This window comes from Georgenia sp. X1117 (assembly GCF_057784635.1).
On record NZ_CM173492.1, the window covers coordinates 184313 to 197763 of the forward strand.

Here is a 13451-nt window from a genome sequence, read left to right on the forward strand (position 1 = left end):
ACCGGTCGGTCAGCTCCCCGAGGACACTGGAGACCACATGCAGACCCTGCGCCGCACCCTCATCGGCAGTACCACCGCTCTCGCCCTGCTGGCCGTCGCCGCCTGCTCCTCGGGCGAGGACTCCGCCGCCGGTGACGGCGGTGACGCGGCCGCCGAGGAGGGCGAGGCCGGCGAGACCATCGAGGTCGAGGACAACAACGGCACCCAGACCGTCACCTCGCCGCCGCAGTCGGTCGTCGTCACCGACAACCGCAGCTTCGAGACCCTCGCCGACTGGGGGATCGAGCCCACCGCGGCCGCCGTCGCCCTCATGCCCGACACCATCTCGTTCGCCAACCAGGACGAGGTCATCGACCTGGGCAACCACAACGAGCCGGACCTCGAGCAGGTCGTCGCCGCGGACCCCGACCTCGTGGTCAACGGCCAGCGCTTCACCCAGTACCACGACGACTTCGTCGAGCTCGTCCCCGACGCCACCGTGCTCGAGCTCGACCCGCGCGAGGGCGAGCCCTTCGACGCCGAGCTCGTCCGCCAGGTCACGGTCCTCGGCGAGGTCTTCGGCCACGAGGACGAGGCGGCCGAGCTCGTCACGGCCTTCGAGGACGCCATCGCCCGCGTCGAGGCGGCCTACGACCCCGGCCAGAGCGTCATGGCGGTCAACGTCTCCGGCGGCGAGATCGGCTACCTCGCCCCGGGCGTGGGCCGCACCCTCGGGCCGGTCTTCGACTTCGCCGGCCTCACCCCGGCCCTCGAGGTCGAGGGCGCCTCGGACGACCACCAGGGCGACGACATCTCCGTCGAGGCCATCGCCGACGCGAACCCGGACTGGATCCTCGTGATGGACCGCGACGCGGCCGTCTCCGCGGACGACGAGTCCTACGAGCCCGCCGCGGAGATCCTCGAGGCCAACGAGGCGCTCTCCTCGGTGACGGCGGTCCAGGAGGACCACATCGTCTACATGCCCGCCGACACCTACACCAACGAGGGGATCCAGACCTACACGGAGTTCCTCAACGAGTTCGCCGACGCGCTCGAGGGCGCGGCCTGACCACGCGATGAACGACAGGTGGCGGGGCCGGCGCAGCCGGTCCCGCCACAACCATGACGCCCCGACCACGCGGCGACCACACGAACGGTGACCGGATGACCAGCACAGCGACCGCCCCGCCGCCGGCGCGGGCGAGGGGGCGCCTGTTCGACCGGTGGTTCGTCCTCGGTCTGCTCGGCGTCGTCGCGCTCCTGGCGGCCTCCCTGCTGACCGGCGAGTACGACATCTTCGGCGCCGACGACGGGGCGCAGATGTTCGCGATCACGCGGATCCCGCGCACCATCGCCCTCGTCCTGTCCGGGGCCGCGATGGCCATGTGCGGGCTCGTCATGCAGCTCCTCACTCAGAACCGCTTCGTCGAGCCGACGACCACCGGGACCACCGAGTGGGCGGGCCTGGGCCTGCTGACGGTGATGATCCTCGTGCCCGGCGCCTCGATCCTCACCCGCATGACCGGCGCGGTGATCTTCGCCTTCGTCGGCACGATGATCTTCTTCCTCTTCCTGCGCCGCGTCTCGCTGCGTTCCTCGCTCATCGTGCCGATCGTCGGGATCATGCTCGGCGCCGTCGTCAGCTCGGTGTCGACCTTCCTCGCCCTGAGCACCGACATGCTGCAGAACCTCGGCGTGTGGTTCGCCGGCAGCTTCACCTCCGTGCTCCGGGGCAAGTACGAGTGGCTCTGGGTCGTGCTCATCGTCGGGATCGTCGTCTTCGTCGTCGCCGACCGGTTCACCGTCGCCGGCCTCGGCGAGGAGATCGCGACCAACGTCGGCCTCAACTACGGCCGGATCGTCCTGCTGGGCACCGGACTCATCGCGGTCGCCACCGGCATCGTCACCGTCGTCGTCGGCAACCTGCCCTTCCTCGGGCTCATCGTCCCCAACGTCGTGTCGATGATCCGCGGCGACGACCTGCGCAGCAACCTGCCGTGGGTCTGCCTGCTCGGCATCGCGATCGTCACCCTGTGCGACCTCGTCTCCCGCACGATCATCTCCCCGTTCGAGGTGCCGGTCTCGCTCGTGCTCGGCATCGTCGGCGCGGTCGTGTTCGTCGGCCTCCTGCTCAGGCAGCGTCGTCGTGGCTAGCCCCGTCGTCGAGCGCACCGGCGCCGCCCCCGAACCGCGTCCCGGCCGCGGCGGCGCGGCGAGCCCCGGGGCGGCCACCACAACCGGGGCCTTCGCCACGCCGCGCCACCGGCTCCAGTTCTGGCTCGTCACGGCCGTCCTGCTCGTGCTCGCCATCGGCTTCGGCCTGGGCCTGCTCGCCTACGACAACCCCATGCCCTTCGGCACCGACGGGTTCTGGCGGATCGCCGAGCGACGCACCACCGACGTCCTCGTCATGGGGCTCGTCGCCTGCTGCCAGGCCATCGCCACCGTCGCCTTCCAGACGGTGACGAACAACCGCATCATCACGCCCTCGATCATGGGCTTCGAGTCGCTCTACGTCGCCGTGCAGACCTCGGCGGTGTACTTCCTCGGCGTCGCCGGCGTCGTCGCGCTGCAGGGCGTGCCGCAGTTCGCGCTGCAGGTGCTGCTCATGGTCGCGTTCGCGCTCGCCCTGTACGGCTGGCTGCTCTCGGGGCGCTACGGGAACCTGCAGATCATGCTGCTGGTGGGCATCATCATCGGCGGCGGGCTCGGCTCGGTCGCCTCCTTCATGCAGCGCCTGCTCACCCCCAGCGAGTTCGACGTGCTCACCGCCCGCCTGTTCGGCTCGGTGTCCAACGCCGACGTCGAGTACCTCCCGCTGGCGATCCCGCTGTGCGTCCTGGCCGGCGGTGCGCTCCTGCTGCGGGCGCGCCGCCTCAACGTCGTCGCGCTGGGCCGCGACATCTCCATGGGCCTGGGCATCAACCACCGCGCCGAGATCATGAAGGTGCTCTTCCTCGTCTCGATCCTCATGGCCGTCTCGACCTCGATGATCGGCCGGATGACCTTCCTCGGCTTCCTCGTGGCCACCCTGGCGTACCAGCTCGCCGGTACCCACGACCACCGCTACGTCTTCCCCGTCGCCATCCTCACGGGGTTCGTCGTCATCGCCGGCGCCTACTTCGTCATGCGCAACATCTTCTACGCGCAGGGCGTGGTCTCGATCCTCATCGAGTTCGTCGGCGGCACCGTCTTCCTCATCGTCATCCTCCGGAAGGGGCGCCTGTGATCACCCTCGAGCAGGTCCGCAAGGACTACACCAGCGAGGTCGTCATCGGCCCGGTCGACCTGACCATCCCCGCCTGCGGGATCACCGCGCTCGTGGGACCCAACGGCGCCGGCAAGTCGACGATGCTGACGATGATCGGGCGGCTGCTGGGCATGGACTCCGGCACCATCGAGGTCGCCGGCCTGGACGTGAGCTCGACGCGGTCGGACGACCTGGCCAAGGTGCTGTCCATCCTGCGACAGGAGAACCACTTCATCACCCGGCTCACCGTCCGCCAGCTCGTGGGCTTCGGGCGCTTCCCGTACAGCAAGGGCCGGCTGACGGCGCACGACGAGCACCTCGTCAGCGAGGCGATCGACTTCCTCCACCTCACCGAGCTGCAGGACCGCTACCTCGACCAGCTCTCCGGCGGGCAGCGTCAGCGCGCCTACGTGGCCATGGTGCTCGCCCAGGACACCGAGTACGTCCTGCTCGACGAGCCGCTGAACAACCTCGACATGAAGCACTCGGTGCAGATGATGCGCCACCTGCGGCGCGCCGCCCGCGAGCTCGGCCGCACGATCGTCATCGTCCTGCACGACATCAACTTCGCCGGCACCTACGCCGACCACATCTGCGCGATGAAGGACGGGACGGTCTGCGACTTCGGCCCGCCGGAGCAGATCATGCGCGACGAGGTGCTCTCGCGCGTGTTCGACACCGAGGTGCGGGTCATCGACGGGCCCGACGGGCCGCTCGCCGTCTACTACTGATCTCCCGCCCGGCTCAGCGGCGGACCACGGCCAGCGAACCGGCGGGCAGCGCCACGCCACCTTCCCCTAGCCCGGGCGAGCCCCAGGCGAGCAGGACCTCCGTGGCCGCTCCCGGCCGCCCGGTGCCGTCCGGCCCGAGGCCGAGGGTGACCGGCCCCTCGCCGAGGTTCGCCACGACGTCGATCCCGCCGCGCGACATCCGCAGCCGGCCCTCGTCGTCGGCCCACGCGGTGGTCGCCCGCCGGTCCCCGGAGGCGAGGTCGGGCTCGGTCCGCCGCAGCGCGACCAGGTCCCGGTAGTGCTCCCGCAGGCGCCGACCACGCGCGGTGGTGGCCTCCTCGCGGTCGAGCACCGAGGCGTCGCGCGTGCTCGGGTCCTGCGGGTCGGGCACCTCGACCTCGACGCCGTCGGCATCGCTCCAGCCGTGCGCGGCGAACTCCGCCCGCCGCCCCTCGGTCACGGCCCGGCCGAGGGCCTCGTCCACGTGGTCGGTGAAGAACTGGAAGGGGGTCGTCGAGCCCCACTCCTCACCCATGAAGAGCATGGGGGTGAAGGGGGAGAGCAGCGTGACCGCGGCCGAGACCGCCAGCGCCGCGTCGGGCAGGCCTGAGGAGGGGCGGTCCCCGACGGCGCGGTTGCCCACCTGGTCGTGGTTCTGGGTGAAGACGACGAACCGGTGCCCGTCGACGTCGGCGCCCACCGGCCGGCCCCAGTCGGTGCCGCGGAAGGTGGAGAAGCCGCCGTCGTGGACGAACACCTCGGTCAGCGCCTTGGTCAGGGTCGACCCGGCGCCGAAGTCGACGTAGTAACCCTGCCGCTCACCGGTGAGCCAGGCGTGCAGCGCGTGGTGGACGTCGTCGACCCACTGGGCGTCCATCCCGAACCCGCCGTCCGCGGTGGGGGTGACCATCGCGTCGTCGTTGAGGTCGGACTCGGCCACCAGGGTGCGCGGCAGGCCCAACTCGTCGCCCAGGGCGTGCACGGCGTCGGCCAGCTCGGCGAGCAGGTGCTTCTCGGAGCCGTCCTCGATGGCGTGCACCGCGTCGAGCCGCAGCGCGTCGACGTGGAAGTCGCGCAGCCAGCGCAGCGCGTTGTCGATGAAGAAGGCCCGCACCTCGCTCGCGTGCTCGCCGTCGAGGTCGGGACCGGAGCCCCAGGGCGTCTGGTGGCGCTCGGTGACGTACGGCGCGAAGTGGCCGAGGTAGTTCCCGTCGGGACCGAGGTGGTTGTAGACGACGTCGAGGCACACGCCCAGGCCGTGGGCGTGCGCGGCGTCGACGAAGCGCTGCAGGGCGGCCGGGCCGCCGTAGGAGTCCTGCACCGCGTACAGGGCCACCCCGTCGTAGCCCCAGCCGTGCCGGCCGGGGAAGGCGGCCAGCGGCATGAGCTCGACCATCGTCACGCCCAGCTCGGCGAGCCCTGCCAGGTGCGCGGCGGCGGCGTCGAGCGTGCCCTCGGCGGTGAAGGTGCCGACGTGGATCTCGTAGAGGATCGCGCCCGGCAGGGCCACGCCGGCGAAGTCGGCGTCGGTCCAGGTGAAGGCGGCGGGGTCGAACAGGCGGGAGGCGCCGTGCACGCCGCCTGGCTGGTGGGCCGAGCGCGGATCGGGGACCGGGGCGCCGCCGTCGACGCCGAAGCGGTAGTCGGTGTCGGCCGGCAGCGGGGCGGGGGCCGACCACCAGCCGTCCTCGGCCCGGGTCATCGGCGTGCGGACCTCGCCGTCGAGGACGAGCTCGACCGTGCGGGCCTCGGGTGCCCAGACGGCCGGCAGCAGGGGGTCGCGGGCGGGGCCTTTCTCTGTGGCGCTCACGCGGTGGCCTCCAGGACGGCGACGGGGAAGGTGGCGAGCAGCTCGGCCAGCGCGACGGAACCGCCGGGGTAGGTGGCGCCGGTGAGCACGTCGGTCCAGGAGCCCTCGGGCAGGACCACGGTGTGCTCGCCGAAGCCGCCGAGCGCCCGCAGGCCGGCGGCGAGCCGGGTGGCCACGGTGACCACGCTCGGGACCTCGTCGAGGGTGCGGGCGTAGGCCACGGCGTGCTGCGTGGTCGTGGGCAGCGGGACGTAGCCGGAGGCGGCGCCGACGAAGATCTCGCCCCGACGGCGGCGCAACCGCAGCACCTTCGCGGTCAGCGCGAGCTTCTCCTCCGAGAGGTCCACGGGCGCCCGGCCGGCGTCGAGCTCGGCGAGGGTGGCGGCGATCGCGTCGTGGTCCACCGGGCGCCGGTTGTCCGGGTCGACGAGGGAGTCGGTGAGCAGCTCGGAGCCCTGGTAGACGTCGGCCACGCCCAGGACGGTCAGCTGCATCGCCTTGGTGGACAGCACCGAGGCCCGCACGGCCGGGGCGGTCAGCTCCACCCAGCCGGCGAAGGCCGCCCGCACCGCCTCGTCGGCGAGCAGGGCGCGGACCCAATCGAGGAGCTCGTCCTCGCGGGCGGTGTCCTGCTCGGTCCACGTGGTCCACGTCTTCTGCTCGCGCACCGCCTTGAGCAGGTAGTCGGTCAGGCGGTCGGCGTCGATCGGGCCGCCTGGCCCCCAGGTGCCGGCCAGCGTCTGCCACACGAGGTTCTCCGTGCGCCCGTCCAGGTCGGCCGGGCGGGGCGGCTCGGTGGCCTCCCGCAGCGTGGTGACCAGCTCGGTCCAGGCCGCGGGGTGCTCGCTGATGACGCCGATGCGCGCCCGCACGTCCTCGCTGCGCTTGGTGTCGTGGGTCGAGCCGTTGGTCATCGTCGAGGGCCACGTGGCCTGGGTGCGGGCCACCCAGGCGTGCATCTCGTCGAGGCTGAGCCCGGCCAGGTCCGGGGCGCCGCCGACCTCGTTGAGGGAGAGCAGCTGGGTCCACCGGTAGTAGGTGGTGTCCTCGACGCCCTTGGCGGTCACCGCGCCGCAGACCTGCTGGAAGCGGACGATGATCTCGTCGCGGCGCGGCTCCCGGGTGCGGCCGGCCGACCCGGCCTCGCGGCCCAGCACGAGGTCGACGACGACGTCGAGGGTCTCGAGGCGGTCCTCGTCCAGGCGGGCGGCAGCGGTCGCGGCGGCGTCCTCGACGAGCTCGACGGACCGCGCCGGGGCGAGCTCGCCGGGCACGACGTAGGCGCGGTAGTGGTGCACGGCGACCACGAGCTCGCGCACGCACTCCAGCAGCGGACGGAAGGAGTGGTCGCGCAGCCGCACGTCGTCGCGGCAGACGTCCGAGAGCAGGGTGGCCAGGCGGTGCACCTCGGCGTACAGCGAGCCGTCGACGATCTGGTACTTCGACTCATCACGCACGGCGTCGAAGGTGCCCGGCGCGTCGCCGGTGACCTGGAGCATGAGGGCGCCCGCGGCGGGCAGGCCCGCCGGGTCGACCTGCAGCGCGTGCAGGCGCCAGGCCGTGTCGTAGCCCGTGGTCCCGGCCACCGGCCAGTCCGCGGGCAGCTCCTCGTCCGGCTCGAGGATCTTCTCCGCGACGACCCAGGCGCCGCCGGTGGCCTCGTGCAGCCGGCGGAAGTAGCCGCGGGGGTCGGCCAGGCCGTCGGGGTGGTCGACCCGCAGCGCGTCGATCACGCCCGTCTCGACGAGCTCGAGCAGCAGGGCGTGCGTGGCGTCGAAGACCTCGGGGTCCTCGACCCGCACAGCGGCCAGCGAGCCGACGTCGAAGAAGCGGCGGTAGTTGAGCTCCTCGTCGGCGACCTTCCAGTAGGCCAGGCGGTAGTGCTGGCGGTCGAGGAGCTCGGCCAGCGGGAGCTGCTCGGTGCCGGCGCGCACCGGCAGGACGTGGTCGTAGTAGGTGAGCACGTGCTGCTCGCCGGCCTCCTCCTGGCCGGGGACGACCATCGTCGTCAGCTCGATCTCGCCGTCGGCGAGCGCGGCGCCGATGCGTCGCCCGAGCACCGGCATGAGGATGCCGTCCCCCTCCTCGGACAGGTCGACGTCGAACCAGCCCGCGTACGGCGAGTCGGGTCCGTGGGTGAGCACCGACCACAGGGCGCGGTTGTGCCAGGCTGGGGTGGGCACGGCCATGTGGTTGGGAACCAGGTCGACGACGATCCCCATCCCGCGGTCGTGGACGGCCGCGGCGAGCCGCTCGAGCCCGGCGCGGCCGCCGAGGACCGCGGAGATCGTGTCGTGGTCGACGACGTCGTAGCCGTGGGTCGACCCCGGAGCGGCGGTGAGCACGGGGGAGAGGTAGAGGTCGGTGACGCCGAGGTCCGCCAGGTGCGGCAGCTGCGCCGCGACGTCGTCGAACGTGAGGTCCGCGCCGAGCTGGAGCCGGTAGGTGCTCACCGGGGTGCGGCGGCCCGGGCCGGCCACGTGGGAGGCGGCGCGGGTGTCGGCGTCGGTACGGGCGTCGTCGTGCGAGGTGGTCACGTGCGTCCTCCGGCTGGGCGGAACGGGGGCTACTCGGGGGTGTCGGCGACGAGGTCGTCGGCGGGTGGCAGGGCGTCGTCGGGCTCGGGGTCGTCTGCGGTGATCGCGGTCTGCGGCCGGCCGCCCTCCCAGGCCGGCGAGGTCGGGAGCTGGCCGGTGGTCGGTCGCGCCGGCCGCTCCGTGCGCTCGTCGCCGGCCACCGACACGGCCTCGCGCGAGCCCTGGGGGCTGAGCAGGACGATCGTCGAGCGGGCCACCGCCGTGATCTGCGCCCCCGCGGCGAGCGCGCCGACGTTCGTCGTCTCCCCGGTGGTGTCGAGCACCACCTGCCAGCTCGGTCCCCACTCGGCTTCGGGCAGCGTGGTGAGCACGTCCTCGTGGGAGGCGTTGAGGATGATGAGCAGGGAGTCGTCCACGATCCGCTGGCCCCGCACGTCCGGCTCGGCGATGGCCTCGCCGTTGAGGAAGCAGACGATCGTCTTCGACCCACCGTCCCAGTCGTGGTCCTCCATCGGGGTGCCGTCGGGGGCGAACCAGGCCATGTCCGGCAGGTCGTCGGGCCAGTCCGGGTGTGGCTCGCCGGAGAGGAACCGGCGGCGACGCAGCACGGGGTGGGCCAGGCGGAAGTCGACGAGCTCGCGGGTGAAGCCGAGCAGGTGCTGGGCGTCCTCGTCGAGGTCCCAGTCCACCCAGGCGATCTCGTTGTCCTGGCAGTAGACGTTGTTGTTGCCGCCCTGCGTGCGGCTGAGCTCGTCGCCGTGGCTGATCATCGGCACGCCCTGGCTGAGCATGAGGGTGGTGAGCATGTTGCGCTGCTGACGGGCCCGCAGCGCGTTGACCGCCGGATCGTCGGTGGGTCCCTCGACGCCGCAGTTCCACGACCGGTTGTGCGACTCGCCGTCGCGGTTGTCCTCGCCGTTGGCCTCGTTGCGCTTCTCGTGGTAGCTGACCAGGTCGCGCATGGTGAAGCCGTCGTGGGCGGTGACGAAGTTGATCGACGCCACCGGGCGGCGCCCGGAGTGCTCGTAGAGGTCCGAGGAGCCGGCCAGCCGGTAGGCGAGGTCGCCGAGCGTGCCCGGCTCACCGCGCCAGTAGTCGCGCACGGTGTCGCGGTACTTGCCGTTCCACTCCGTCCACAGCGGGGGGAAGCCGCCGACCTGGTAGCCGCCCTCGCCCACGTCCCAGGGCTCGGCGATGAGCTTCGCCTGGGAGATGACCGGGTCCTGCTGGATGATGTCGAAGAACGAGGAGAGCTTGTCCACCTCGTGCAGCTCGCGGGCCAGGGTCGAGGCGAGGTCGAAGCGGAAGCCGTCGACGTGCATCTCGGAGACCCAGTACCGCAGCGAGTCCATGATGAGCTGCAGGGAGTGCGGGCTGCGCATGTACAGCGAGTTCCCCGTGCCGGTGGTGTCGAAGTAGTGCGCCTCGTCGCCGTGGACGAGCCGGTAGTACTGCGGGTTGTCGATGCCCCGGAAGCTGAGGGTGGGGCCCATGTGGTTGCCCTCGGCGGTGTGGTTGTAGACGACGTCGAGGATGACCTCGATGTTCGCCTCGTGCATCGTCTTGACCAGGGTGCGGAACTCGTCGACCTGCTCGCCGCGGCTGCCCTGGGAGCTGTAGGCGTTGTGCGGGGCGAAGAAGCCGATCGTGTTGTAGCCCCAGTAGTTGGACAGGCCCTTGTCCACCAGGTGCGGGTCCTGGACGAACTGGTGGACCGGCATGAGCTCGACGGCGGTGACCCCGAGCGAGGTGAGGTGCTCGACGATCGCCGGGTGGCTGAGGCCGGCGTAGGTGCCGCGCAGCTCCTCGGGGACGTCGGGGTGCAGGCGGGTCAGGCCCGCGACGTGCGTCTCGTAGATCACCGAGTCGTGGTACTCGTGCCCCGGCGGACGGTCGTTGCCCCAGTCGAAGAACGGGTTGATGACGACCGAGACCATCGTGTGGCCCAGCGAGTCCTGCGGGGCGAAGCGGCCCGGGTCGGCGAAGTCGTAGGAGAACAGCGAGGGGTGGCCGTCGATCTGACCGTCGATCGCCTTGGCATACGGGTCCAGGAGGAGCTTGGACGGGTCGCAGCGCAGCCCCTGCGCGGGGTCCCAGGGGCCGTGCACCCGGAACCCGTAGCGCTGACCGGGACGGACCCCGGGGAGGAACCCGTGCCAGACGTGGGCGTCGACCTCGGCGAGGTCGACGCGGGTCTCGGCGCCGTCGTCGTCGATGAGGCACAGCTCGACGCGCTCGGCGACGGTGGAGAACAGGGCGAAGTTGGTCCCCGAACCGTCGAAGGTGGCGCCGAGCGGATAGGGCTGACCTGGCCAGTGCTGCATGGGTCAAGAGTGGCACGTACCGGGGCGCGGCGAGACCGGGGCCGCGCCGCCGCTGCTCCCGGTGCGCAGATGCTCACACCGCCGGTGCGCGATAGTGGGTCCGTGCGGCAGCGCGGGTGACGGCGCCCGGGGGTGCCGGGGTCGACGCGGGAGGACGTGTGGGACGGGACCGGGAGGACCTCAACCGGCGGATGCTGCGCGCCCGGGACGCGATGGACCGCTCCTACGCCGAGCCGCTCGACGTGCCCGCGCTCGCGCGGATCGCCCACGTCTCGCCGGCCCACTTCATCCGCAGCTTCCGCCTTGTCTACGGACAGACGCCGAACCAGTACCTGCGCGGGCGCCGCATCGAGCGCGCGATGTTCCTGCTGCGCTCGGGTGATCGCCCGGTCACGCAGGTGTGCCTCGACGTCGGGTACACCAGCCTGGGGACCTTCAGCCGGATCTTCTCGGCGATCGTGGGGGAGAGCCCGACGAGCTATCGCGCCCGCGGTCCGGTGCCGCTCGCGCCGTCGTGCTTCGTCATGTCCTGGAGCCGTCCGTCGACGCCGGTCACGGTGCCGGAAAGCTAGCCCGCGGCGCCGCCTGCCGGTGCACCGGCAGGATCGAGCAGTTCTGGAGAAGCGCCGGTCCGGGGCGCGCTCCTAGCGTGAGGCCATGATCACCAACCTGCAGATATCCCAGATCTTCGTCCTCGACCAGGACGAGGCCCACACCTTCTACGTCGACGTCCTCGGCCTCGAGCCGTCCGCGGACGTCAACTTCGGTCCCATGCGGTGGCTCACCGTGCGGGTGCCCGGCACCGACCGGGAGATCCTGCTCGAGAAGCCGGGTGCCCCGGGGTACGACGACGCCACCGCCGAGGCCGTGCGCGGCATGCTGACCAAGGGCGCCTCGGGCGGGAGCCTGTTCTTCATCACCGACGACGTCCGCGCGACCTACGAGGCCCTGCTGGCCAAGGGCGTCGAGATCGCGGAGGAGCCGACCGAGCAGATCTACGGCACCGACTTCGGCCTGCGCGACCCGTTCGGCAACCACATCCGCATCACCGAGCTCAAGGAGCTGCCCGCCGAGATGCCCACCGACGTGCCCGGATTCTGACGGAGAACCCGCCCCGTCCCGTTGGGACGACGAGGGCCCCGGACGGCGTCTCCGCCGGCCGGGGCCCTCACGTTGCTGGTGGGCGATACTGGGTTCGAACCAGTGACCTCCTCGGTGTGAACGAGGCGCTCTACCACTGAGCCAATCGCCCGTGTCGACCGCTCGCTCGCGCGGCGGGGACGGTCGTCAACTCTAGCCGATGCCCGGGCGGATCGACGACCACGACGGACGTGACAGCGTTCACCCTCCGGACAGGCCCGGTTGGTTTGAGTTTTGCTCGAGCGGATGGTTATTGTTCTGGTCGCACGAACGGCTGCGAGGTTGTTCGAGGCGATGCGGATGTAGCGCAGCTGGTAGCGCATCACCTTGCCAAGGTGAGGGTCGCGGGTTCGAGTCCCGTCATCCGCTCGGAGGTCCCACCACCCGGTGGGAGCATGGGCCCGGAGGGAACATGTACCTCAGGGTGGCGTGGCCGAGAGGCGAGGCAGCGGCCTGCAAAGCCGTACACACGGGTTCGAATCCCGTCGCCACCTCGGGCGATTGGCGCAGCGGTAGCGCGCTTCCCTGACACGGAAGAGGTCACTGGTTCGATCCCAGTATCGCCCACCACATGCGAGAGCCCCGGCCGTCGGCCGGGGCTCTCGTGCGTCATGGCCGGCGTGCGACCGCCGGCTGCGGCTACCGCTCGTCGCCGATCGTCGTGTCGCGGTGCACGTCGTCGGCCGAGCCGACGCCCAGCTCGTCCAGGGTGGCGACGACCACCGCGATCCGGACCGGGCTCGAGTCGCAGTCCGTGCCCTCGTCGGCCGGGTGCTGCACGTTGCGTGTGTCGACCCCGCCGGCGCCGTCGGTGAGCAGCGCCAGGTAGCTGAAGCAGTGGAAGTGGGCGCCCGTGACCGCCACGTGCGCTCCGAAGTCGATGTCGGTGGTCAGCTGCGCCACGGACTCATCGGACAGCGGGAGGCTGTCGAGCCATGCCTCGTACTCCTCCTGGGTACGCAGCACGGCCTCGATCTCACCGACGGAGGCATCGAGCTCCTCGCCGCCGTCCCACTCGTCCCACGAGGCGACGGTCTCGCCCACCTCCTCGATGCCTCCTCGTGCGCCACCGCCCGGGGCACCCGTCGTGGGATCGCCCCCCGTCGGGTCGCCCGAGCAGCCGGCGAGCAGGAGCAGTCCGGCGACGGCGGCTGCCCCGCTGCGCCGCGTCATGAGTCACCGCCGAGGTCCTCGACGAGCCGGGCGTCGTCGGCCGAGTCGACGCCCAGCTCGTCGAGCCCGACCTCGAACAGCGTGACCGTGAGCGGGCTCTCGGCGCAGTCGAACGTGTCCTCGGGCGTGGGGTCGTAGGTCTGGGCCGCGATCGCGCCGGTGCCGTCGGTGACGAGCCGCAGCGCGTTGTCGCACTGGTAGAAGCTCGCGACCACCGCGACGGAGCTCTGCAGGTCGAGGTCCGCCTCGAGCGCCTCGGCCAGCTCGGGCGGTCCGGTCAGGCCCTCGAGCCAGTCCCGGTATTCCTGCGGGGAGCGCAGGATCGTGTCTGCCGGGGCCTCGACCTCCTCGGCGACCGATCCCGCGCTCCAGGTCATCACCGTGGTGCCGACGATCTCCTCGCCCGCCGGCGGGTCGGTGCCGTCCACGCAGGCCGAGACACCCAGCAGGGCGAGGGCGACGGCCCCAAGGGCGGGCAGCGCCCTGATGGTTCCTGGCACGAGATCT

General features: G+C 71.6%; 11 protein-coding genes and 4 tRNA genes. 9 read left to right on the forward strand and 6 right to left on the reverse strand.

Annotation, left to right across the window (positions count from 1 at the left end):
- Positions 1–37: 37 nt before the first annotated feature.
- From AC3D3D_RS00815 to AC3D3D_RS00830, 4 genes are all read left to right on the forward strand, one after another.
- On the forward strand, positions 38–1048 hold the full coding sequence (locus tag AC3D3D_RS00815) for a siderophore ABC transporter substrate-binding protein (protein WP_463661476.1): 1011 nt from the start codon (positions 38–40) through the stop codon (positions 1046–1048).
- A gap of 95 nt (positions 1049–1143) precedes the next feature.
- On the forward strand, positions 1144–2133 hold the full coding sequence (locus tag AC3D3D_RS00820; RefSeq protein WP_463661475.1) for an ABC transporter permease: 990 nt from the start codon (positions 1144–1146) through the stop codon (positions 2131–2133).
- Positions 2126–3208, forward strand: coding sequence for an iron chelate uptake ABC transporter family permease subunit (locus tag AC3D3D_RS00825; RefSeq protein WP_463661474.1), 1083 nt, complete (start codon positions 2126–2128; stop codon positions 3206–3208). Before AC3D3D_RS00820 ends, AC3D3D_RS00825 begins: the two co-directional genes overlap by 8 nt.
- Positions 3205–3960 carry an iron ABC transporter ATP-binding protein gene (locus AC3D3D_RS00830; protein ID WP_463661473.1) on the forward strand — a complete coding sequence of 252 codons (756 nt, stop codon included), beginning with the start codon at positions 3205–3207 and terminating at the stop codon, positions 3958–3960. Before AC3D3D_RS00825 ends, AC3D3D_RS00830 begins: the two co-directional genes overlap by 4 nt.
- Positions 3961–3973: 13 nt before the next feature.
- On the opposite strand, the gene treZ is transcribed toward AC3D3D_RS00830, so the two are convergent.
- Genes treZ through glgX form a run of 3 tightly spaced genes read right to left on the reverse strand, consistent with a single transcriptional unit; the run spans position 3974 to position 10631 of the window.
- The gene (gene treZ / locus AC3D3D_RS00835; RefSeq protein WP_463661472.1) at positions 3974–5770 is read right to left on the reverse strand and encodes a malto-oligosyltrehalose trehalohydrolase; all 1797 of its coding nucleotides are present in this window, start codon (positions 5768–5770) and stop codon (positions 3974–3976) included.
- Positions 5767–8307 (reverse strand): malto-oligosyltrehalose synthase, encoded by a 2541-nt coding sequence (gene treY / locus AC3D3D_RS00840; protein ID WP_463661471.1) that lies wholly within the window; start codon positions 8305–8307, stop codon positions 5767–5769. The genes treZ and treY overlap by 4 nt, the downstream gene beginning before the upstream one ends.
- Positions 8308–8336: 29 nt before the next feature.
- Positions 8337–10631 (reverse strand): glycogen debranching protein GlgX, encoded by a 2295-nt coding sequence (gene glgX, locus AC3D3D_RS00845; RefSeq protein ID WP_463661470.1) that lies wholly within the window; start codon positions 10629–10631, stop codon positions 8337–8339.
- A gap of 158 nt (positions 10632–10789) precedes the next feature.
- Here glgX and AC3D3D_RS00850 point away from each other — a divergent pair, with 158 nt between their 5' ends.
- Together AC3D3D_RS00850 and AC3D3D_RS00855 are read left to right on the forward strand one after the other, a co-directional pair.
- Positions 10790–11203, forward strand: a complete 414-nt coding sequence (locus AC3D3D_RS00850) for a helix-turn-helix domain-containing protein (protein ID WP_463661469.1) — start codon at positions 10790–10792, stop codon at positions 11201–11203.
- Between the two features lie 85 nt (positions 11204–11288).
- The gene (locus AC3D3D_RS00855; RefSeq protein WP_463661468.1) at positions 11289–11732 is read left to right on the forward strand and encodes a VOC family protein; all 444 of its coding nucleotides are present in this window, start codon (positions 11289–11291) and stop codon (positions 11730–11732) included.
- 76 nt (positions 11733–11808) lie between these two features.
- Here AC3D3D_RS00855 and AC3D3D_RS00860 read toward each other — a convergent pair.
- Positions 11809–11883, reverse strand: a tRNA-Val gene (locus AC3D3D_RS00860).
- 184 nt (positions 11884–12067) lie between these two features.
- Between AC3D3D_RS00860 and AC3D3D_RS00865 the strand changes: the two genes are divergently transcribed.
- The 3 genes from AC3D3D_RS00865 to AC3D3D_RS00875 all read left to right on the forward strand — a co-directional run bounded on the left by AC3D3D_RS00865 (position 12068) and on the right by AC3D3D_RS00875 (position 12341).
- Positions 12068–12140, forward strand: a tRNA-Gly gene (locus AC3D3D_RS00865).
- 54 nt (positions 12141–12194) lie between these two features.
- A tRNA-Cys gene (locus AC3D3D_RS00870) sits at positions 12195–12265 on the forward strand.
- A 1-nt stretch (position 12266) separates the two neighbouring features.
- Positions 12267–12341, forward strand: a tRNA-Val gene (locus AC3D3D_RS00875).
- Between the two features lie 69 nt (positions 12342–12410).
- Here the strand turns inward: AC3D3D_RS00875 and AC3D3D_RS00880 are convergent.
- Positions 12411–12944: a hypothetical protein gene (locus AC3D3D_RS00880; RefSeq protein WP_463661467.1), complete on the reverse strand. Its 534-nt coding sequence runs from the start codon at positions 12942–12944 to the stop codon at positions 12411–12413.
- Positions 12941–13444 carry a hypothetical protein gene (locus AC3D3D_RS00885; protein WP_463661466.1) on the reverse strand — a complete coding sequence of 168 codons (504 nt, stop codon included), beginning with the start codon at positions 13442–13444 and terminating at the stop codon, positions 12941–12943. Before AC3D3D_RS00885 ends, AC3D3D_RS00880 begins: the two co-directional genes overlap by 4 nt.
- Between the last annotated feature and the right edge of the window lie 7 nt (positions 13445–13451).